Here is a 22418-nt window from a genome sequence, read left to right as displayed (position 1 = left end):
ATTTGTTATTTCGGAGTACTCATTTGTTATTTCGGAGTACTCATTTGTTATTTCGGAGTACTCATTTGTTATTTCGGCGTGTCCATAACGCACCATACGAAAGAATGTCACTGAAATAACGTGGATTTAGATCCCCGACTTCTTGAAGAAGTCGGGGATCTGAGCCTCAACTTTTGCTTAAGTAAGTGACATTCTACCCTATGAAACTACTAAAAGAGTTGAAACCTCTGCTGGTCATACTTGTGTGTACACCCTAGCCTACAAGGAGAGAGGCTTTAAGGCTTACTTCCCAACGCTAGTAGAGAAGGGGTTGGGGGTTAGGTCTGGTAAAATTGTGATTCACACAACTGAAAACTGCTGTAAGCGTCAAGGAGAAAGTGTAAAATTAATGTCTGATAGAACTAAAAATCAGATTATTCATATTTTAGAACAGTTAACCAGTGACTATCAAACCACAAAATCAGAACGCGAGGGAATCGCCGCCAATTTTCCCACATCTCATTATGAGTTTTCGATTTTAGAATAACTTAAACTATTAACAGTTAATATCAGAGGATATGCCAGTCAAATTCAAGTCAAGGGTGAGATAAAAAATCAACAGCAAGCAATTGATAACTTAAATCACCTGGCAGTTTTTGATGTTCCTGCTGTTGCTCAATTTTACTTTGGTAGTAATGGAGAATATCAGGGTACAAAAGCTTATTTACGGATGTTAGACTATTTACGCTTGCTGATTATTGAGTATTTAAGTTTGTCTGCAATGACTATTAGAGTGTAAGTTGCTAAAATTTAAATCAACTATATCTGTTTTCTCATTTTTATTTTTATCCAGGATACAGCAATGACTCAAGCAATTGATAAGCAACAAATGATAATTGATGAATTGAAAAAGTTATCTCCTGATAAGCAACAAGAGGTATTAAATTTTATTGAGTTTTTGCAGTTTAAGGATATGCAAAAGCAGGAGACACTTAAGGATAAGGAGGAGGAAAAAGAAGTTTCATTTTTAGAAGCCGCTAAGGAGTTTATTGGATGTGTTGATGGAGGCCCAGGAGATTTGGCGACTAATAAAAAGTATTTAGAAGGGTTCGGCAGGTAGTGAAGCAAAATATCATTATTGATACTGGCCCCCTAGTTGCTTTAATTAATAATCGGGAACAATATCATAGTTGGGCTACTAAAGAAGTCGCTAATCTAGCTTACCCTTTCTTTACTTGTGAAGCAGTAATTACTGAGGCGTGTTTTATACTGCAAAATTTTTATGGTGGTGAAGATGCTGTAATGGAATTAGTTAGTAGTAGTAATATTCAAATTTCATTTCGTCTCAGTGATGAAATAGGAACGGTTAGAGAGTTGCTCAAACGGTATCAGAATGTGCCAATGTCTTTAGCTGATGCGTGTTTAGTGAGAATGAATGAGTTGATTAATGTTTTATGTATGCCTATCTTCCTAATTGGGAAGAGTTAGAGATAAAATTACAGAAAAATTGTCAGCAATGACTACTGATTTACGAGCGGCCTAAATTATTTATTAATTCTTCTATGGCTCTATTTTTTGCATTTTCGTCAGGCAGAAAATAAAAAACTTTTTGTAAAAGCTCTATAGTTGCATTTTGAGCAAACCAGTCATCACTAGGATTGTCTAGAATATTTAAAAAATACTTTAAACGCTGCTCTATAGCATCTTTATCTGCTTTAGCTAGTTGTCCCATGCGTTCCAACCAATTTCCTGCTGAGTATTTGAAGCAATTAGCATCAACAGTACACAGTTGATGAACCAGGACATAAGAATTTTTCTCAAGACCGTTTTGGCTAGTTGGGTTAATTGGATACGTTGTTGGTAAACCGTTAGATGTTGTTTGTGAGGTTAGAGGAATAACAGAAAAAGTTGCTATATAACCTGACTCATCCTGAAACTGATCACCTGTCCAAACTACATAAGGATGCGTTCCTCTAAAAACTCTACTAGAATTGATGTTTTCAGTGCAAGAGATAGTCTGACATTGTACTTCACCTGGCTCATCCAAATCATAAATATGAGTGTGTCCAACTCTGCAACGTAGAGATACCCTATAGGGATTAATAAAATAGATCCAACCTTGTCTAGGTTTTTGTCCAGCCACCTGATAATCCTAATTGCCTAATTCATTGATTAATCTATCTCTTTCTGCTTGTAAGTTAAGTTTAACTTTTTCTTCAGGTCTGTGGGTATCTTTTACTTCCATCATGGGAGCAGTGTTATATACATACTCTAGTAACTGAGTAAGTTTATCTTGTCCTGCACCAGCCCATTCTCTCCTAATATTATCCAGTACTAACGTCAAACTTATAGGCAATTCTAAATCATCTACATTACCTGCTTGGGCACCAAGTTTGATAAGTATTGTATCTCCCTGAGATTCTTGAGATATTTCTTTACCATCCATTTGATTTAAAGTATTATCTATATCCTCATTCCAAGGGCCATAGTAATAATAACGCCAATCTAAATGTGTCAGCTGCTTTGCTGTCCATTTGACAGAGTAAAGATCAGCTAAATACAAAAACTTGATTAGCTGTGTTTTTGTAATATAACCTTTTGTCGCGTAGACAAAATATTTTATGAGCTTCTCCAACATCGTTCTCTCTCTTTGCTAACTCCCATAAGACTTTTGTCTAAATTTAATAAATATTAATAGATAAAATCATTCCATTAACAACTCTACTGTTTGAGAGCTTTTCATGGATTGATATCGCTTTATTATAGTGAGTTGTATTCAGCCCTTGACACTTTCAGGTTTGGATGCCAAGATGAATAGTTCTTATGTACTATCTATTTTAGTACATGATGCAGTTTATGTAATCACAAAATTTGTAACTAGCATTTAATCTGTTGGTGACAGTTAATAAAAGTGTTGTGGGTAGGTAGACAGCCTTCTGCAACTTTATCATTTCTTTGACGGGCAAAAACACTACAGACATAACCCATCTTTCAACCTTACTCACGGTTAGGACACTTTGCTCCCAAGTGTAATTTCTGGCGATGTCTGCGACGGGCTATGCTTACGCACGATCGGAAATTCCCTTCAAGGAACTTGTAGTAATAATTTCCAATCTTTGACACTACAGCTTTCTTAATGCTTAAATTTATGCTGGCTAAATTCCCATTATCTGTATTCACACTTTTATTAGGATTTGCCATAACTCAAAACTTTGGATGTACAACTCAAAAAGATAATTCAGCGATCGCTCAAACTTCACCGAAGCCAACGCCTCAAGAAATTGTGCAACCAGGAGAAGTTCTGGCTCTACCAGGTAAGTTGGATAACATACCCGTTTTTAACAGCAATAGCCCAGAATGGATTAAAATTGAAGGTATTTTACTTTCTTTCGTGGTCTACGCTACTTTGATGGCCAAGGTCAACAAAAGACACGCTATGTACATCTATGGCACAGAACTGGTCAGGTGTTAGAAACATTGGTGCAGCTTATACTTCCACCTTCAACTAAGCGAATAGTACAGGTAGATGTAATTTATCCACCAGATTCGACACTACCGCAAGTCCTGAGTGTAAGAACTTTAGAAAAGTGATCTCAAAAAAATCAAATAACTTAAGGCTTATATGGTTTTCCAGTACACTAACGCATTTGTCACCATAGCATCGGTTAATTGTGAGGAGTTAGTGAATTTCTATACTAGATTTCTGGAGCAAAAGCCAGTTATTTTGATTCCAAATATCTATGCTGAGTTTAATTTAGTTGGTATGCGATTAGGTATTTTTAAACCTAAGAACACAAATGAATCAGAATTTGAAGCGATGTCTGACGACAAGCCACTTTGGGTTTACGCCAAAAGTAAGATAAGTTTGTGTTTAGAGGTGAGTAATTTAGAAGATGCGATCGCTCACCTAACAACATTAGGTTATCCCCCACCAGGAGACATTTCCATTGCTTCCCACGGCAGAGAAATTTATGCCTATGATCCTGATGGTAATCGGATAATTTTACATCAAGCCCCAGTGAATGATAATTAATAAGTGATAATAATTTATTTGGTAATTGATTATGGCTATAACTCAAAACTATAGATTAAACCTGATTCAATGGTATCCGGGTCACATTGCGAAAGCTGAAAGGAAGCTCAAAGAACAGCTGAAGCGGGTAGATGTGGTGTTTGAAGTACGAGACGCACGGATTCCCTTAGCGACTCACCATCCCCAAATCGGTGAGTGGGTGGAGGGTAAGACACGGGTGTTGATACTTAACCGAGTAGATATGATTACGCCGCAAATGCGATCGCTGTGGATAGATTGGTTTAAACGTCAAGGAGAAGTCCCTTATTTTACCAACGCTCAACATGGTAAAGGTATAGCAGAAGTGGCACGGGCAGCACAAGCTGCTGGAGTAGAACTTAATAAAAGAAGAAGCGATCGCGGCATGTTACCCCGTCCAGTGCGAGCTGTGGTGATTGGTTTTCCCAATGTCGGAAAATCAGCTTTGATTAACCGCCTGTTGGGACGGCGAGTAGTAGAAAGTGCAGCTCGTCCTGGGGTGACGCGCCAACTGCGCTGGGTGCGAATTTCCGAACATTTAGAATTGCTAGATGCTCCTGGTGTCATCCCTTTAAGATTAGAAGACCAAGATGCAGCATTGAAATTAGCCATTTGTGATGATATCGGTGAAGCCTCTTACGATAACCAGCTAGTAGCAGCAGCCCTAGTGGATTTACTCAACTATTTGGAAGCTGTAGCCACAGATTTGTTACCTAAGAAACCATTAGAGTCTCGTTACCAACTCGACTCGACATCAGACACCGGAGATACCTATTTGCACGCCTTGGCGGAGCATCGTTACAAAGGTGATATAGAGCGAGCAGCAAGGCAACTTTTAACAGATTTTCGCAAGGGTTCGTTAGGTGAAATTAGTTTAGAATTACCTCCTAATTAAATAAGGATAAAAGAAAATTTGTTAATTTCTCATTTTTAATCGAGCAGCCCGCATCCTTAAAATCAACATAGTTCCTCCTGTAAATAGCATACCCAGTAACAAGGTTTTTAGACTAAGATTTTTTCCGCTCTCACTTACTAAAATACCTTCCAATACTAGAGAAGGTATTAATATCCCTCCATAAATCAAGAAATTAGAAAGTATCAATTTTCTTTTTGCTAGAAGAGTTAATATCGTTAAGCCAAACCCTAGAGGAATAAAAGTTAGCGCATAGTAAAAAATTTTCTGATTTTTAGGCATTAATTCCAATAAATTCAAAGAGTAAAAATTCTGTAAATTATCTACATATACTTGGATAGTTGCTCTGGAATAAGTGATGACTATATGGTGAAGTTTAGTGTCTTTAAAAATATTAGGTATATTCAGTCTTAAATCTGCTCCATTTTCTCCAGTTATCGGCGTTCGTAATCGAAAATCTAAGTCATTTCCCTGCTGTCCTAGTGTCAAATTGCGACGTAGGGAAGTGCCGGAAATTGAAATAATACGGGCAGGACCAAACTGCTCTAAGTTAGTAGTAGCAAGGGTAGTACTAAGTGTAAATTCAGATGTTTTACTAATTCTTTTGCTGAGAGTTGTGACAGGAGTAGCTGTTTGTAGCCAATGACTAGAACTCAAAAAAACACCTTTACCTTCTTGAGCGTCTGAAGGCTGTCCTTGCCACAATAGTTCTGGCAATTGTCCAGTCTGTTCTTTATAGCAACACTTTCCTTTAAATTGATAATTTGCTATTAGAGAGTTACCAAGATTATTAAAGTAACTGGAATCAGCTAATCCTTGTACTACCTCATTTTTTGAGATGGCTCGATCAGCAATATAAATTTCAGATATGTATCCTTGCCAAGGTCTATCTCTCGTCTGTTCGTTGCCAATCAGTAGGGGATAATTTCTATCCCAATTACTCAAAATTATCGTATTTTGCCACAATACCGAAATCAGGAATGTTAAAAATATATATCCAATAAAAAATATTATTATCTGTTTATTTGAGCGGCTAGCTCTACTATTTTCTATCTGTGCAATAGTTTTTTTAAAGCTTTGATTATTCCATATATCAAAACAAATAAAACCAATAAATCCACCAATACTATTGTTCATAATATCTGATGGAGTAGGCATTCTTGAAGGTAGAAATATTTGCAATCCTTCAACTGTAAACGATAAGCTAGCACTTACCAAAGTAACTATGAAAACTTGTACTCCTGTTTTTATCTTTCTTTTCTGCAAGAGTCTAGTCAAGCCAAACCCTAAAGGCATAAACAGCAAAAAATTATTTACTTGGTCTTGAAAATTACTAGCATTGTTAAAATTAGCAAAAAATTCTGGGATGGAAAAACTATCTGGGATGGAAAAATTAAATGGATAAAGTGTAGCTAATAGTACTAAAACAATGTTGATAATGACAATCAGTAAATTAAATATTTGAGCGGAAACTGGATATTTATTCATAAGTTATTCTGTGATTACTATGATTACTAATGGATAGCAATAAAGTTACTTTCAATATATAGTATTGAACAAAGCCGTTAAAACAAGCCGATGCTAGATACTTTTAACAAGCGTGTATTGTAACTTTATTATTGTCCTAAGTTTTTTGTCCGTTACTATATCAATGATTGTTGAGAGTAAGTAACTAAAAACTTTTCTTACTGTTTTGCCCTAAGTATGAATTATTAATTACCACTAATAGATGCTTAAAGCTACTTTTGAACTGTACACAATATCAACGCTGCTTTTATATTATTTACTAGTAGATAATTATGAGCAGTAAATTATGAAGAAATCATCAAGGTATTATGAAAACTACATATAGTTGGGTTTGGGTTTAAGTTGACACTAATGGCGGATATACGCTCTTACTGAGGGTTTTATCAAGAAAGGCAGGAGGTGAAGCAGTGCGGTTTGGATAAGAAGATACTCTCGTCTGCGGCAGCGCCCTTAAAAAGGGGTAAAGGAGGAGAAAATTAGCCTTGTAATTTATCGGGGGTTGGAGGGATCTTTGCAGGGTAAACAGCCGCAATCTGAACTTACCGTACTGGCTCACAAAATTGAAAATTTGCGAACTGAATCTCCAGCAAAGTTGTCTCTTTCAATGTAATATCTGTCACATGCAGTTGTCGGAATGCAGTTAACAGTGTCATAAAGAAAAGGTGAAGGTTAACCTGTAGTGTATAACTTACCTTAGAGTTGCTTGCACCTCTAGCTTCGATGGATCACACTCATGACTGAACTGACGCTACGCCTACAAGAGGGAGATACCGAGACAACGATCGCAGTTGATCAAGATATATTCACAATTGGCCGTTTGCCGGAATGTAACCTGTACTTACCTTTTGCTGGAGTATCTCGCAACCATGCCCGCTTGATGAAAACAGCTGAAGGTGTGTGGACTATTGAGGATCTGGGCAGCAAAAACGGGACGCAAGTAAATAAATATCTTGTTAACTTCCCCCAAGAGTTACATCACGGCGATATCGTTTGGCTGGGCAATGTTAGCCTGGTAGTGCTGCTCACAAGCCCGATTTCACAACCGACAGGGCATCATGGAACTTCGGATATTAATGAACAAAGAACAATCCTTCACAATGTCGAACAATTACAACAGCAATGGATCGCAGCCGATAGCAAAGATGGCAACATCAATAATAAAGACAAAACCATTGCCCGTCTCAAAGACTTAGTGGACATAGCGAAAAATCTTTGTGCGGCGGCATCTATAGAAGAAATTTTTTCTCAGGTGCAGCAAGTGGTTTTTCGTTACCTTGATAGTATTGATCGCTTGGCATTATTAATTGATGTTAATGGTTGCGGTCAATTAGAATTAGTTAATTCTGCTACTAGAAATATTTCCCAACAAAAACATCTCCCCTCTGATGGAAGTTGGATTAGTCGTAGTATCTGTCAAAAGGTATTTGACGAAAAAGTTGTTATTCAAACAGCCGATACCCAGCAGGATGAACGGTTTGCTAGTGAACAGAGTATTTTGGTTAAAGGCATTCGCAGCGCGATGGCAGTGCCTTTATGGGATGAAAATAAAGTTGTGGGCGTATTGTATGCCGATGCTAATCTTTCTTCTTACCATTGGGCAAATGAAGGCGAAGAAGAACTCAGCTTTTTTTCAGCTTTAGCAAACATTGTAGCTTCTAGCGTCCAGCGTTGGTTACTGGTAGAGAAACTCAAAACTGAAGAAATGATTCGTCACCGACTAGAACGCTATCATTCTCCAGCCGTTGTGCAGCAGTTGATCTCTGTAGGTGCATTACCGGGTGGTCGTTTAGCTCCCACCGAGAGCGAAATCAGTATTTTGTTTGCAGATTTGGTTGGCTTTACAGCAATTTCTGAACGGTTAACACCAACAGCGATCGCTCAATTATTAAATAATTTATTTGAAGAAATGCTAAAAGAAGTTTTTACTTGGGGCGGCACTTTAGATAAATATATTGGCGATTGTATTATGGCATTTTTTGGCGCTCCAGAACCGCAACCAGATCACGCCGATCGCGCTGTTAATGCTGCTAAAGGAATGCTGACTCGTCTGGAACATCTTAATGCCAACGGTTTTTGGCACGAACCCCTTCAATTACGTATTGCGATTAATAGCGGTAAGGCTGTTGTAGGAGATGTCGGTAGTTCCCAAAGGGTAGATTATACGGCATTAGGCGCGACGATTAATCTTGCTGCTCGGATGGAAGCAGTTTGTCCTCCTAGTGAATGCGTGATTAGTGAAGCCACTCATAAAATGCTTTCACTGCCTTCAGACTTTGAAGAAATGGGAGATTATCGTTTCAAAGGTATTGAGCGATTAGTTAAAGTTTATCAGACAAAATTGCAGCCAATGCCAACAATTCTTACTCCATTTATTAATCTTTAATTTGAATATGGCGACTTCAAATATTTGTTGAATCACCTTCAATGGCAATTTGAGTAATTTTGTGCCAAGAAGGGAATACTGAGTATAAATGAAAAATAATATTGTGCAATCAGGAAGGCTATGGCTGATTCATCCGCTTTAAAAATGATTGCTAAAGCGCCCCAAATCATGGTATTGTTCACTGGAGGGTTCAGTGCCATTTTGGGATTTTTGGTGATGCTTGCGTGGCATACTCACTTCAGTGCCATCATTCAAGTCCTGCCAAATTCGCCTCCCATGCGCTACAACACTGCTCTAGCGTTTTTCTTCAATGGCTGGGCATTGCTGACTCTAATCAAAAAGTGGCGACTACTTGCAGCCGGATTTAGCTTAGTGGTTGTTCTGATTGGTGGCTTGACTTTAGCACAATATATCTTTCAGGTAAACTTTGGTATCGACCAACTTTTTATACAGGACTATCTGACAAACAATCTTCTTACTTCTACCGAAACTTTAGGGAGCGATAAATCTATCCACCAATTTGTGATTAAAGTTGGTACTCCCTTACCTGGCCGCCCTTCTCTGAATACAGCACTAGCTTTTACTCTATTAGGTATAGCATCGCTATGCTTATCTCTAGTCAAGATGAGCAAACGTTTATTAATTGTTGCTGGATTGTTATCAGCAGGAGCGATCGCCATTGCACTTGTAGCATTATTCGGCTACGTTAGCGGTCTAGAAACAGCCTATAAATACAAAGGGGGATATCTAACAGGTGTAGCACTTCCAACAGGGCTGGGTTTGCTGATGATTGGGGTTAGCGTCCAACTTTTAGCTTTTGAGGGAATCGATCGCCTACCACGATGGTTTCCCCTGAGTATTGGTTTTGGAGTTTTGACTGCAAATCTATTACTTTGGCAAGCGATAAATAGTTGGAACAATATACTTGTTAAGCAGCTATCAAATACTAGCCCAAAAGTTCAATTGCTACTATCTCCGGTAGCCCAGCTAGTGCTGGTAGAAGGACTGTTCTTAAGCTTACTGGTGACGCTAGTTTTCTATTTTTCTCAACTTACCCAAAAACAAGCAGCGCGGTTGAAACTGACGAATAATGACTTGCTAAAGTCTAACTCATTACTTCAGGCAACCTTAGAATCTACAGCTGATGGTATTTTTGTTCTTAATGCTCAGGGAATAAAAATTAACTTCAATACTCAATTTCTTGAGATGTGGCAAGTTCCAGACTCAGTTATCAAAGCGATGAAATGGGGACAGGATCAGCCAATATTGTTATTTATTGCTAGTCAACTCCAAGATCCAGAAGCGTTTTTGGAAGCGACTAATCAAATGCTTAACCGCCCAGAGAAGGAGACTTACGATATTTGCCAATTTCAAGATGGGCGAGTTTTTGAATTATATACTCGTCCGCAGTGGATTAGCGATCGCCCCATCGGACGAGTTTTCAGCTTTCGGGACATCACGAAGCGGATACAGGGAGAAGCCGCTCTCCAAAAAAGTGAAGAAAGGCTAAAACTCGCATTGGAAGGTTCTGGCGATGGTTTATGGGACTGGAAAATTTCTACTGGCGAAGTTTATTTGAGTCCCCTTTGGCTGGAAATGCTAGGATACAGCGTCGGAGAACTCCCAGGTCATGTTAGCACTTGGGAGCGGTTGATTCATCCAGAAGACCAGCCTTGGGTAATGGAAACCTTGAATGCTCATCTTCAAGATAGTTCCCATGCTTATAACTTTGATTATCGAGTCTTGACTAAATCCGGCCAGTGGAAATGGATTGCCAATTACGCAAAGGTTGTCACACGGGATGAAGATGGGAACCCACTGCGGATGACAGGGACTCATCGAGACATTAACGATCGCAAACAAGCACAAGAGCAACTCCGCTTCCTGAAAACAATCGCATTTGCGATCGCCGAGTCCCCAAATTTCAACTCGGCATTAGGGCAAGTTTTGCAATTAGTCTGTCAAACAACTCATTGGGACTATGGCGAAGCCTGGATTCCTTCTGCGAATAGTCATGTTTTACAGTGTAGTTCAGCTTGGTACATCAATGACCATGAGCATGAGAATCATCTACCCCAAATCGAGGAATTTCGGGCGGTGAGTGAAAAATTGACCTTTGCTTTAGGCGTTGGTTTACCTGGAAGAGTGTGGGCATCACAGCAACCAGAGTGGCATGAAGATATTTCCAAACAACCAGAAACTATTTTTCTCCGTCAAGATACAGCTTTAGAAAATGACATCAAAGCTGGGTTGGGAATTCCTGTGGTTGTCAACCAGCAAGTTCTGGCAGTGCTAGTATTTTTTAAGTTGGCAATTGCCACTCAGGATAAGCAGACGGTAGAAAATATTTCAGCTATTGCTGCCCAATTGGGTTTATTGCTGCAACGTAAACAAATGGAAGAAGAACTCTTTCATGAAAAAGAATTAGCGCAAGTTACGTTACATTCTATTGGTGACGGGGTGATCACTACAGATGCAGCTGGCAAAATTGAGTATTTCAACCCCGTTGCTGAAATGCTCACAGGTTGGAGTCAGCAACAAGCAAAAGGTTTACCATTAAAAGAAGTCTTTAGAATTTTCCATGAAACCACGCGAGAACCAGCAGAAAATCCGGTAGAAAAAGCTTTAAAATCAGGGCAGATCGTCGGTCTAGCAAATCACACAGTTTTAATTACCCGTGACAACAAAGAAATTGCTATTGATGACTCTGCTGCACCAATTTGCGATCGCTACAATCAAATTGTCGGTGCAGTCATGGTGTTTCATGATGTTAGCCAAAACCGCAGCCTCTCCCGTCAACTCTCTTGGCAAGCAAGCCACGATTTCTTAACGGGGCTAGTCAATCGCTACGAATTTGAACAATGTTTAGAACAAGCGGTGAGCAACGCCAAAACACACAACCTAGAACACGCTTTGTGCTATCTGGATTTGGATCAATTCAAAATTGTCAACGATACCTGTGGTCATGCGGCTGGTGATGAACTTTTACGGCAAATCACAAGACTATTGCAAACTAAGATCCGTCAAACAGACGTATTAGCTAGACTAGGCGGCGATGAATTTGGCGCATTGCTTTACCAATGTTCTTTAGAGCAAGCTATGCGGATTGCTAATATTTGGCGCGAAACTATTCAAGAGTTTCGGTTTATTTGGCAAGACAGTATTTTTTCTATTGGAGCCAGTATTGGTTTAGTAAAAATTAATGCAATTAGTGATAACAGAGCCAGTCTGTTGAGCTACGCAGATGCCGCTTGCTATGCTGCTAAAAATAAGGGACGTAATCGCGTTCATATTTTTCAGCTTGACGATGAAGAACTTTTACAACAGCGTGGAGAAATGCAGTGGGTTTCACGGATTACCAAGGCGCTAGCAGAAAATCGTTTTTGCTTATATTCCCAAGCCATTACAGCGATCGCTCCCACAGAAACACAGGAAACTCATTACGAAATCTTGCTGCGCTTGAGAGATGAGAAGGGAAATTTAGTTGTACCGATGGCATTTATTCCGGCAGCTGAACGCTACAATCTGATGCCGACAATTGATCGCTGGGTGATCGAAACCCTGTTTAAGTCTTGGTCATTAACAGAACATCATAGTAAAGCTATTTATGCCATCAATCTTTCAGGCACTAGTATCAACGACGATCAGTTTATTAGCTTTTTGCGTGAGCAATTTCCATTGTATCAAGTTCCACCACAGTCAATTTGCTTTGAAATTACCGAAACCGTAGCGATCGCTAACTTAACAAAAGCCAGTCAGTTTATTAGCGAACTCCAGGGCTGGGGCTGCCATATTGCCTTAGATGATTTTGGTAGTGGTATGTCCTCTTTTGCCTATCTTAAAACCCTCCCAGTAGACTATTTGAAAATTGATGGCGGATTTATTAAGAACATTATCGAGAATTCTGTAGATGATGCAATGGTGGAAGCGATTAACCGCATTGGGCATGTAATGGGGATAAAAACAATCGCTGAGTTTGTCGAAAATGATGCTATCTTACAACGACTCAAACAACTTGGAGTCGATTACGCTCAAGGTTATGGAGTGGGGAAACCAAGTCCATTAATATTTACTTAAAGCTTAATGGTGAATCGTGAATGGGAATAATTACGAATTACGAATTACCTGATGCCAGCTTGAAAAATTTGCTCTGCGGTCAAATTCAACTCTGGAAAAGTTGGCGACTGAATTCGGTCATCTCCTCGAAACTTACTAATGCGATACTCACCTTCTTCTAAACAGCAAACCAAAAAAGTAGGTTATTTGGGTTTGCCAATAAATTCTCTACCGCCCAATGCATCATAATCTACAATCCAATATTCAGTAATTCCCATTTCTTCATAGTCAGCGTATTTTTTCAGATAATCATCACGCCAGTTTGTACTTACCCTTACGGGTTCGTCAGTTGCTTCAACGCGGGGAACCCGCGCAACGCACTGACTCACTACCTCAATTACTAAAGGAATTGATGCTGCTTGAGTAACAGTTGATTCTTTTTTCCACCGAGGTTCATTAACTAAATTAGGGAGATTTAAAAGTAATACATCTGGCGAATAAGCTGATTCGTTTTCAAGTGGTTTAACTAATACTGTTTTTGGTATACCATACCGCAGTCCGAGGCGACTATATTCTAAAGTTATTTTTGTAGATAAAAATACAATAATCTCTTCATGGTCGCCTGTTGGTTGGGGCATTTCTACTACTATTCCATCATATAGTTCGTAACGTTGTCCTGTGTTATTTGGATATTTAGCAACAAATTCATCAAATGTAACTACTTTGCGTAAGACTTGAGTCATAGCTTGATTCCTCGATTGTGCTATAACAACTTCAATTGGATTTAATTTATCAATATTAATACTTATTGATTAGTATAGTTTAATTCAATTAAAGTTGCGAAATTGTAATATTGGGCAGCTAATTCTTAGCTAAAAGATTAGAATTTGGGTAGTAGCTTCCTCAATTTATATGTATAACATTAGGAAGCCAGCTTCAAGCTATTTTTGGGAGGTCAGGTAATGGCGATCGCCACCATTAATCCCGCCACTGGGGAAACGCTCAAAACCTTTGAGCCACTCAATGATGCAGAAATTACCGCTAAACTCGATTTAGCTAATCAGACTTTTGAAAAGTATCGTCAGACAAATTTCTCTGAGCGATCGCACTGGCTGCAAAAAGCTGCTGATATTTTAGAGCAAGACAAAGCAGAATTTGCTAAGTTAATGACTCTGGAAATGGGTAAGCCATTTAAAGCTGCGATCGCGGAAGTCGAAAAATGTGCCTCCGTCTGTCGCTATTATGCCGAACATGCCCCTGATTTTTTGGCTGATGTCAGTGTAAAAACGGATGCCAGCCAGAGTTTTATACGTTATCAACCAATGGGTGCGATTCTCGCCGTGATGCCGTGGAATTTCCCCTTCTGGCAAGTTTTTCGTTTTGCTGCACCAGCCTTAATGGCGGGAAATGTCGGCTTACTCAAACATGCTTCCAATGTGCCGCAGTGCGCCTTGGCAATTGAAGATATTATCCGACGGGCAGGTTTTCCTGAAGGTGCGTTTCAAACTCTATTAATAGGCGCTGCTAAAGTCGCCGATTTAATGGCTGATGACCGCATAAAAGCTGCTACCTTGACCGGAAGCGAACCAGCAGGTGCATCCCTCGCCGCCGCCGCCGGTAAACAAATCAAAAAAACCGTTTTGGAATTAGGAGGAAGTGACCCGTTTATTGTGTTAGAAAGTGCTGACTTAGAGACAGCAGTTGTCACAGCTACTACAGCGCGGATGTTGAATAACGGGCAATCATGTATTGCAGCGAAACGTTTTATTGTCGCAGAAGCGATCGCAGACAAATTTGAAAAATTACTTTTAGAAAAATTTGAGGCGCTCAAAGTTGGCGATCCCATGCAACCAGATACCGATTTAGGCCCATTGGCAACTCCTGGTATTCTCCAGGATTTAGATCAACAAGTCCAAAATGCCATTAGCAGTGGTGGTAAAGTCCTTATCGGTGGACATCCTTTATCAGATCGTTCTGGAAACTTTTATCCACCAACGATTATCATAGGTATCCCCCCTGAAGCACCAATTGCCAAAGAAGAATTCTTTGGCCCGGTAGCCTTGTTATTCCGGGTTCCAGATATCGATGCTGCCATTAAACTCGCTAATGACATCCCCTTTGGCTTAGGTGCAAGTGCTTGGACAACCAACAACCAAGAAAGCGATCGCTTGGTTGAGGAAATCGAAGCAGGTGCCGTGTTTATTAACAGTATGGTCAAATCCGATCCTCGGTTGCCCTTTGGTGGCATTAAGCGTTCTGGATATGGCAGAGAATTAAGTATTCAGGGTATACATGAGTTTGTCAATCTTAAAACCGTGTGGGTTAAATGATTAGTCATTGGTCATTGGTCATTAGCCAAAAAAATGACAAATGACTAATGACGAAGGACAAAGGACAAATGACTAAATAAATAGTTAGGAAATAAAATGAATACAGCAGAATTATTGGTGCAGTGCCTAGAAAATGAAGGAGTGCAATATATTTTTGGACTCCCTGGTGAAGAAAACCTGCACGTTTTGGAAGCGTTAAAACATTCTTCGATTAAATTTATTACAACTCGTCATGAACAGGGTGCAGCATTCATGGCGGATGTCTACGGACGTTTAACGGGAAAAGCTGGAGTGTGTCTTTCTACTCTTGGCCCTGGGGCAACCAACTTGATGACTGGGGTAGCAGATGCTAACCTCGATGGTGCGCCTTTAGTGGCGATTACTGGTCAAGTGGGAACAGATAGAATGCATATTGAATCCCATCAATATTTAGATTTGGTGGCAATGTTTGCACCTGTTACTAAATGGAACAAGCAGATTGTACGACCGAGTATTACACCAGAAGTAGTACGGAAAGCATTTAAGCGATCGCAATCTGAAAAACCTGGTGCAGTTCACATCGATTTACCAGAAAATATTGCTGCTATGCCCGTCGAAGGCAAACCTTTGCGTAAGGATAATAGCGAAAAAACCTATGCATCTTTTGCTAGCATTCGGGCCGCCGCCGCCGCAATTTGCCAAGCAGTAAACCCATTAATCTTAGTCGGAAATGGGGCAATTCGCGCTCAGGCGAGTGATGCTGTAACGCAATTTGCCACTTTGCTGAATATACCTGTTGCCAATACATTCATGGGTAAAGGCGTTATTCCCTATACACATCAATTAGCTTTGTGGTCAGTGGGATTACAGCAAAGAGATTATATTACTTGTGGCTTTGATAACACAGATTTAGTAATTGCGATCGGCTATGATTTGATTGAGTTTTCCCCCAAAAAATGGAATCGTAATGGTGAAATTCCTATTGTGCATATTGGGGTAAGTCCGGCGGAAATTGATAGTAGTTATATTCCCAACGCCGAAGTTGTGGGAGATATTTCAGATTCCCTCTATGAAATCTTAAAATTAGCAGACAGACAAGGTAAACCCGATCCTTTTGCCATTAGCTTAAGATCAGAGATTCGGGCTGATTACGAACAGTACGCCCATGATGACGGATTTCCGATTAAGCCGCAAAAGTTAATTTATGACTTACGGCAAGTGATGGGCCCAGATGATATCGTCATCTCAGATGTTGGCGCACATAAGATGTGGATGGCCCGTCATTATCATTGCCATAGCCCTAATACTTGCATTATTTCTAACGGCTTTGCGGCTATGGGTATTGCCATTCCTGGCGCTTTAGCAGCAAAACTCGTTCATCCTAAGCGCAAAGTTGTTGCTGTAACAGGCGATGGCGGCTTTATGATGAATTCCCAAGAATTAGAAACAGCCTTGCGTGTCGGTACACCTTTTGTCACCATAATTTTCAATGATGGTGGCTATGGATTAATTGAGTGGAAGCAAGAAAATCAATTTGGCAAAGGAAACTCATCTTTTGTACATTTCAGTAATCCTGATTTTGTCAAATTAGCCGAAAGCATGGGTTTAAAAGGCTACCGAGTTGAATCGGCTTTAGATTTGATTCCGGTACTCAAAGAAGCCCTCGCTCAAGATGTGCCCGCCGTGATAGATTGTCCCGTAGATTATCGAGAGAATCACCGCTTCAGTCAAAAAGCCGGCGAGTTGAGTTGTGCGTTGTAAAAATTAGAGACGCGATTAATCGCGTCTGTACAAGAGTTAGGAGTTAGAAGTTATTTATTATTCCTAATTCCTTTAGTGTTTTGTTAGGGTGCGTTACGCCATAGGCTAACGCACCGCTTTACTTCACTTCATTTCATTTATAGAGATATTTCTTTTTCTTCTCCTTCTTCGTGTCCTTCTCTGACGAGACGCTGCGCGAATGCATCCTTAGTGGTTCGTTAAAAAACTACGAGTATCAAAGACTCATTCACGAGTATCAAAGGCTCGTTCACGAGTATCAAAGACTCGTTCACGAGTATCAAAGGCTCGTTCACGAGTATCAAAGACTCGTAGGGGACTTCCAGAAAATAAATTATCCAATTTACTCAGATCATATTTTTCTTTCTCCCCCTGCCCCCTGCTCCCTGCCCCCCTGCCTACACCACGATAGAATATTTTTTTAGTTGGAAGTCTCTAGAGCAAAATATATTATGCCCCTACAATGATTTTGAATCCTAGAAGTTAGTACAGTGGTGCGTTACGCCAAAGGCTAACGCACCCTACTAAAAATAGAAGTTAGAATATACGTACATCAGGCTTAGGTGGATCTTTACCGCTTGTGCTGGCGTAATTGCTCTACTATATAGTCTTCCAATTCTTGCCTTTCTCTCTTACTGGCATTTCGTTGATAAGTTCTTCCTGTTTCTTGCATAAACTTGCGTTTCTCGTTTAGAGAAGATTTGATACCTCCAGTGCCTTGCAGCTTTTGCTGTAATTCTTCCCAAGTCTTTTCACCTACACTTTCGCCTAGTTTTACTAGTACCTTTGGTAGTAATGTTTTTGCCTCTCTTTGAAAATCTTCTTCTGTCTCAAGGGAAGCTAAATCTATATTGCTGAAGTCGATATCGATTTGAAACTTACTCATAGAATTATCTTGTTCTTTTAACTATTATTACCACTATAGGGGGAAGATAGGTTTTACTTTACTGCCAATGCTAGTACAGTATGGCGTAAATCCAGATACCATCTAAATTAACAAGGACAAGCTGCTTTAAGCAAATTACCCTTGTCAATGATTGCAGGAAGGAACTCTGTTAAAGACCATCAACATACATTGGATAAAAATTCTGCTCTTGAGTGTGCTATTATCACCTTGCATCTTTGTTAAAAAATCATTTGTTTGGGATAAAACGCAAATTCTGACGATTAAATCTCACGTTTAATCAGTAAAATAAGTTTTTACAAGTGATTTCAGATTGCTATATCATAAGGTTTTTAAATATAGTCAATACCTGCACAGCCAGGTTAGGAATATTAAAAATGCTATCTTAAAGGCAAAGGTCATTTGCTCAATTATTGAGGAAAAAACTATGACTACAGCGCTCATAGAGGCTAATTCTATCGAGTCATTGCTAGGTAAAGAGGCTGAAGACTTGCTTACCTACAAAGCAAAAGTTCCTACTGATTTACTACATTTGCCTGGGCCAGACTTTGTAGATCGCATCTGGCTCAACAGCGATCGCAACCCGCAAGTAATACGTAATCTTCAATTACTTTATTCTACTGGTCGTCTTGCATATACTGGGTATCTGTCTATTTTACCGGTAGACCAAGGGATTGAACACTCAGCAGGTGCGTCTTTTGCGCCCAATCCGATTTACTTTGACCCAGAAAATATTATCAGGCTAGCGATCGCCGCAGGTTGCAATGCGGTTGCTACCACTTTGGGGACATTAGGTATCGTTTCGCGCAAGTATGCCCACAAAATCCCCTTTATTGCCAAAATCAACCACAACGAATTGCTAACTTTCCCCAATCAATTTGACCAGGTATTGTTTGCTGATGTAGAACAAGCTTGGAATTTAGGAGCAGCTGCCGTTGGTGCAACAATTTACTTTGGTTCAGAGCATTCTACCAGACAAATTCAGGAAATCAGCAAAGCTTTTAAACGCGCCCATGAACTGGGGATGGTGACAATTCTCTGGTGCTATCTGCGGAACAATGCTTTTAAGCAAGATAAAGATTATCACCTTGCGGCTGACCTCACCGGACAGGCGAATCATTTGGGTGTGACGATTGAAGCCGACATTATCAAACAAAAGTTAGCTGAAAATAACAATGGTTACGGAGCAATTGCTAAAGCTACTGGCAAGAGTTACGGCAAAACCGATGAGCGGATTTACACAGAATTGACAACCGATCACCCAATTGATTTAGCTCGTTACCAGGTACTAAATTGCTACGCTGGGCGTGTAGGACTGATTAATTCTGGTGGCGCGACTGGTAAAAATGACTTCGCAGAAGCAGTTCGCACGGCTGTAATTAATAAACGCGCTGGTGGTTCAGGATTAATTTCTGGGCGAAAGACCTTCCAACGCCCCTTTGAAGAAGGTGTAAAACTGTTTCATGCCATTCAAGATGTTTATTTGTCGCCAGATGTGACGATAGCTTAGGGAGTGGGGAGTGGGAAAGAGGCAGAGGGGCAGGGTGCGGGGGGCAGAGGGGAAAATTCTTCTCCCCTGCTCCCTGCTCCCTTGCTTCTTCCCCTGCCTCCCCATTCTTATCTAACGTTTCTCAATAAGAAATCTGGCTGACCACAACTTTTTCGCGATCGCTTCAAAATCTCGGCGCTACAAATACTAGGTTCGCCGTTTTTGGAATAACAAAAGAAGACTTCTTGCAAAAATCTTCCTGAACCAGAACAAAAAGGTGCTATACCATCAGCAGTAATTTGATTATTCGCGCTCACAAATGAATTTTTAAAATTTGTAATTGTGGTACGCACGGGTTTATTAGGGCGATTGTAAGCTGCGGGAATAGCGATCGCATCTTTTAAATTTTTACTCAATGCCAAGTATTCCGCAGGAGTTTTCCCCGAACAAGTACCATGTTTTTCCCATTCATGATCGTAAAGTTTATTACTAGGATATAAATTGGGAAATTGCCGCCTTACTTCCGATGGTAATTTTTGTGTGGAACAATTAGCGGGATAACCAGTTTGATACTGTGGCCACAAACCATGTAGTACAAAACCAAGTTTCTTTCCAGAACCGCACTGCTGTTGGTCACGGCTACCATTTGCTGCACAATAATCCGGCGACCAAGAGAGTGTCAGTACATAAAAATCAAATTTGCCTGGAGTACCGCGATTTTGAGCAACAGCAGCATTAGGTATAAAAAGACTAGTAATTAACAGAGAAGATGTGACAAAAAGTTTCTTAATCTGCATATAAACAATTAATTTATTCTAAAAGTAAAGTTATACATAATACATGGTTAAGAGTCAAGAGATGAAACCACTTCGCGGAGTTATTAGTCATTAGTAACTCTCCCTTGCTCCCTTATCTCCCCACTCCCCAATTCCTAACGAATTCAGAAAAGCAAATCTTGGTAGGAATTCTGGGATATCCTTAGATTAGTGAAAGATTTGCCAAAAATAGTAAGAATGAAGCTGGCAGCAAGAGTAAGTCAGGTAACACCTTCATTAACCTTAGCGATCGCAGCCAAGGCTAAGGCACTGAAGGCGGAAGGAATAGATGTTTGTAGTTTTAGTGCTGGAGAACCAGATTTTGATACTCCAGCGCATATTAAAGCCGCAGCAGTCAAAGCTTTGGAAGAAGGCAAAACCAAGTATGGTGCAGCAGCCGGAGAACCAAAGTTAAGGGAAGCGATCGCCCATAAGCTTAAAATTGATAACGGTCTTGATTACAAGTCAGAGAATGTCATCGTCACCAATGGCGGTAAGCATTCTCTGTACAACTTAATCGTGGCATTGATCGATCCAGGCGATGAAGTCATCATCCCCGCACCTTACTGGCTAAGTTATCCAGAAATGGTGACATTAGTCGGCGGAGTTTCCAAAATTGTCCCTACAGATGCAAGTACGGGCTATAAAATTACTCCCGAACAACTCCGTAAAGCCATCACCCCCAAGACAAAGTTATTTATCCTCAACTCTCCATCTAATCCTACGGGGATGGTTTACACGCCAGATGAAATCAAAGCACTGGCGCAGGTAGTAGTTGATGCAGATATCTTTGTCGTCTCTGATGAGATTTACGAAAAGATTCTCTACGACGGTGCAGAACATATCAGCATCGGTTCTCTTGGGAAGGAAATTTTTGACCGCACTTTGATTAGTAATGGGTTTGCGAAAGCTTATTCCATGACTGGGTGGCGTCTCGGCTATTTAGCGGGGCCAGTGGAAATCATAAAAGCAGCGAGTTCCATCCAAGGGCATAGTACATCTAACGTGTGTACCTTTGCCCAATATGGTGCGATCGCAGCCCTACAAAGTCCTCAAGATTGTGTCGAAGAAATGCGCCAAGCCTTCGCCAAACGCCGACAGGTAATGTTAGACAGACTCAACGCCATTCCCGGATTGAGTACTGCAAAACCAGATGGCGCTTTTTATCTGTTTCCTGATATCAGCAAAACCGGTCTAAAATCTTTAGAATTTTGTGACGCTTTGCTAGAAAAACATCAAGTTGCAGTTATTCCCGGAATTGCTTTTGGCGCTGATGACAACATTCGCCTTTCCTACGCCACAGATATGGCGACGATTGAAAAGGGAATGGATAGATTAGAGAAATTTGTCAAGTCGCGTATTTAGTTAGTTGTCATTTGTGAGGAGAATTTAGCAACTCTCCAATTTTTCACTCCACCTTTTCCGATTCAGAAGAAAGGGTGGAGTTCATTTTTAAACCCGAAGTTCCGAGTTCTGAAATTTAAATTAATTCCAGTACCATCAAGCTGAATTTTGCATCAAAGAGTATGGTTGAATCAAAATCTGTACCGGAATCCCCAATTGTTGATGCAAACCTCGAATCATCTCCAAGGTTAGCGCCTGCTTGCGATGCAAAATGTCGGCAATTTCTGCTTTACTGCCAATAACAGGCTCTAATTCATCTACAGACAACCCACGAGATTCGAGATAATATAAGATTGCTTCAATAGGATCTGGTGCTTCAATTGGGTAATGCCTTTGCTCGTATGCTTCCACCAGCGTAGTTAAAACTTCCAATCGGTCAGACTCTGGTGTATTTAGTTCTGCATCAAACAATTTTTCAATTTCATCAAGCGCAGCACGATAATCAGCTTCGGTGCGAATTGGACGAGTTTCAAGCATAGGTATTACTGTCTCAGAAACTTGTTGCATCTACGTTATCGTATTCTTTATGCGTTCCCAGAAAACGAATAAAAATAATTCCAATATCATAACGAATGTAAACAATTAAGCAGTAATCATTACCTTTGATATTAAAAACAACACGATTATTAGCAATAATACTGGCATTGCGATAAGTACTTTTGATATCTGCCGGACTATCCCATTCTGCACGAGCTGCTTCATCAAACCAAGCCTTTAATGACTGTTCGGCATCGGGATATGCTTCCCAAAATTTTCGTAACGTGCTGCGGGCAATGATTCGCATAATCAGGTAATTACAGCGTTACGAT

Annotated in this window: 20 protein-coding genes and 1 pseudogene; 13 read left to right on the top strand and 8 right to left on the bottom strand. The window is 40.1% G+C overall.

Going from position 1 to position 22418, the window contains the following annotated elements:
- The first annotated feature begins 388 nt into the window (after positions 1–388).
- The 3 genes from RMZ43_RS35335 to RMZ43_RS35325 all read left to right on the top strand — a co-directional run bounded on the left by RMZ43_RS35335 (position 389) and on the right by RMZ43_RS35325 (position 1467).
- Complete coding sequence (locus RMZ43_RS35335) at positions 389–526, top strand: hypothetical protein (RefSeq protein WP_322649958.1); 138 nt, start codon at positions 389–391, stop codon at positions 524–526.
- A gap of 315 nt (positions 527–841) precedes the next feature.
- On the top strand, positions 842–1099 hold the full coding sequence (locus RMZ43_RS35330; protein WP_322649959.1) for a DUF2281 domain-containing protein: 258 nt from the start codon (positions 842–844) through the stop codon (positions 1097–1099).
- On the top strand, positions 1099–1467 hold the full coding sequence (locus RMZ43_RS35325) for a type II toxin-antitoxin system VapC family toxin (RefSeq protein WP_322649960.1): 369 nt from the start codon (positions 1099–1101) through the stop codon (positions 1465–1467). The genes RMZ43_RS35330 and RMZ43_RS35325 overlap by 1 nt, the downstream gene beginning before the upstream one ends.
- A 40-nt stretch (positions 1468–1507) precedes the next feature.
- Here RMZ43_RS35325 and RMZ43_RS35320 read toward each other — a convergent pair whose 3' ends face one another.
- Both RMZ43_RS35320 and RMZ43_RS35315 read right to left on the bottom strand, forming a co-directional pair.
- On the bottom strand, positions 1508–2122 hold the full coding sequence (locus RMZ43_RS35320; RefSeq protein WP_322655472.1) for a type II toxin-antitoxin system PemK/MazF family toxin: 615 nt from the start codon (positions 2120–2122) through the stop codon (positions 1508–1510).
- Positions 2123–2131: 9 nt separating this feature from the next.
- Positions 2132–2617, bottom strand: coding sequence for a type II toxin-antitoxin system antitoxin SocA domain-containing protein (locus RMZ43_RS35315; protein WP_322649962.1), 486 nt, complete (start codon positions 2615–2617; stop codon positions 2132–2134).
- A gap of 510 nt (positions 2618–3127) precedes the next feature.
- Between RMZ43_RS35315 and RMZ43_RS35310 the strand changes: the two genes are divergently transcribed.
- From RMZ43_RS35310 to ylqF, 4 genes are read left to right on the top strand one after another with little or no spacing between them, the layout of a single operon-like run.
- Complete coding sequence (locus RMZ43_RS35310) at positions 3128–3451, top strand: DUF3370 family protein (RefSeq protein WP_322649963.1); 324 nt, start codon at positions 3128–3130, stop codon at positions 3449–3451.
- Positions 3445–3570, top strand: coding sequence for a DUF3370 family protein (locus RMZ43_RS35305; RefSeq protein WP_416212462.1), 126 nt, complete (start codon positions 3445–3447; stop codon positions 3568–3570). Before RMZ43_RS35310 ends, RMZ43_RS35305 begins: the two co-directional genes overlap by 7 nt.
- Before the next feature lie 31 nt (positions 3571–3601).
- Positions 3602–4012 carry a VOC family protein gene (locus RMZ43_RS35300; protein ID WP_322649964.1) on the top strand — a complete coding sequence of 137 codons (411 nt, stop codon included), beginning with the start codon at positions 3602–3604 and terminating at the stop codon, positions 4010–4012.
- A 31-nt stretch (positions 4013–4043) separates the two neighbouring features.
- Positions 4044–4925: a ribosome biogenesis GTPase YlqF gene (gene ylqF / locus RMZ43_RS35295; protein WP_322649965.1), complete on the top strand. Its 882-nt coding sequence runs from the start codon at positions 4044–4046 to the stop codon at positions 4923–4925.
- 21 nt (positions 4926–4946) lie between these two features.
- Here ylqF and RMZ43_RS35290 read toward each other — a convergent pair whose 3' ends face one another.
- A complete protein-coding gene (locus tag RMZ43_RS35290) occupies positions 4947–6431 on the bottom strand; it encodes a VanZ family protein (protein ID WP_322655471.1) in 1485 nt (494 codons plus the stop codon).
- 772 nt (positions 6432–7203) lie between these two features.
- Between RMZ43_RS35290 and RMZ43_RS35285 the strand changes: the two genes are divergently transcribed.
- Both RMZ43_RS35285 and RMZ43_RS35280 read left to right on the top strand, forming a co-directional pair.
- Positions 7204–8853, top strand: a complete 1650-nt coding sequence (locus RMZ43_RS35285) for an adenylate/guanylate cyclase domain-containing protein (protein WP_322649967.1) — start codon at positions 7204–7206, stop codon at positions 8851–8853.
- A 120-nt stretch (positions 8854–8973) separates the two neighbouring features.
- Positions 8974–12930: an EAL domain-containing protein gene (locus RMZ43_RS35280; RefSeq protein WP_322655470.1), complete on the top strand. Its 3957-nt coding sequence runs from the start codon at positions 8974–8976 to the stop codon at positions 12928–12930.
- A 44-nt stretch (positions 12931–12974) separates the two neighbouring features.
- On the opposite strand, the pseudogene RMZ43_RS35275 reads toward RMZ43_RS35280, so the two are convergent.
- A pseudogene (locus RMZ43_RS35275) lies at positions 12975–13652 on the bottom strand (Uma2 family endonuclease).
- 219 nt (positions 13653–13871) lie between these two features.
- Between RMZ43_RS35275 and RMZ43_RS35270 the strand changes: the two are divergent.
- Both RMZ43_RS35270 and RMZ43_RS35265 read left to right on the top strand, forming a co-directional pair.
- Positions 13872–15239 carry an NAD-dependent succinate-semialdehyde dehydrogenase gene (locus RMZ43_RS35270; RefSeq protein ID WP_322655469.1) on the top strand — a complete coding sequence of 456 codons (1368 nt, stop codon included), beginning with the start codon at positions 13872–13874 and terminating at the stop codon, positions 15237–15239.
- 96 nt (positions 15240–15335) lie between these two features.
- A complete protein-coding gene (locus RMZ43_RS35265) occupies positions 15336–16979 on the top strand; it encodes an acetolactate synthase large subunit (RefSeq protein ID WP_322655468.1) in 1644 nt (547 codons plus the stop codon).
- Between the two features lie 589 nt (positions 16980–17568).
- Here RMZ43_RS35265 and RMZ43_RS35260 read toward each other — a convergent pair.
- Positions 17569–17883, bottom strand: a complete 315-nt coding sequence (locus tag RMZ43_RS35260; RefSeq protein WP_322649972.1) for a hypothetical protein — start codon at positions 17881–17883, stop codon at positions 17569–17571.
- A 445-nt stretch (positions 17884–18328) separates the two neighbouring features.
- On the opposite strand from RMZ43_RS35260, the gene RMZ43_RS35255 reads away from it, so the two are divergent.
- Positions 18329–19411 (top strand): class I fructose-bisphosphate aldolase, encoded by a 1083-nt coding sequence (locus RMZ43_RS35255; protein WP_322649973.1) that lies wholly within the window; start codon positions 18329–18331, stop codon positions 19409–19411.
- Positions 19412–19518: 107 nt separating this feature from the next.
- Here the strand turns inward: RMZ43_RS35255 and RMZ43_RS35250 are convergent, their stop codons facing one another.
- Positions 19519–20187 carry a ribonuclease T2 family protein gene (locus RMZ43_RS35250; RefSeq protein ID WP_322649974.1) on the bottom strand — a complete coding sequence of 223 codons (669 nt, stop codon included), beginning with the start codon at positions 20185–20187 and terminating at the stop codon, positions 19519–19521.
- A 216-nt stretch (positions 20188–20403) separates the two neighbouring features.
- Between RMZ43_RS35250 and RMZ43_RS35245 the strand changes: the two genes are divergently transcribed.
- A complete protein-coding gene (locus RMZ43_RS35245; protein ID WP_322649975.1) occupies positions 20404–21570 on the top strand; it encodes a pyridoxal phosphate-dependent aminotransferase in 1167 nt (388 codons plus the stop codon).
- Between the two features lie 135 nt (positions 21571–21705).
- On the opposite strand, the gene RMZ43_RS35240 is transcribed toward RMZ43_RS35245, so the two are convergent.
- Together RMZ43_RS35240 and RMZ43_RS35235 are read right to left on the bottom strand one after the other, a co-directional pair.
- Entirely contained in the window at positions 21706–22086 is a 381-nt protein-coding gene (locus RMZ43_RS35240) for a helix-turn-helix domain-containing protein (protein ID WP_322650076.1), read from the bottom strand.
- A 13-nt stretch (positions 22087–22099) separates the two neighbouring features.
- Positions 22100–22393, bottom strand: coding sequence for a type II toxin-antitoxin system HigB family toxin (locus tag RMZ43_RS35235; protein ID WP_322649976.1), 294 nt, complete (start codon positions 22391–22393; stop codon positions 22100–22102).
- Positions 22394–22418 lie beyond the last annotated feature (25 nt).

The sequence above is a fragment of the Nostoc sp. CmiVER01 genome (assembly GCF_034531135.2).
Lineage (GTDB): Bacteria > Cyanobacteriota > Cyanobacteriia > Cyanobacteriales > Nostocaceae > Nostoc.
This window is presented reverse-complemented; position numbering and strand designations above follow the sequence as displayed.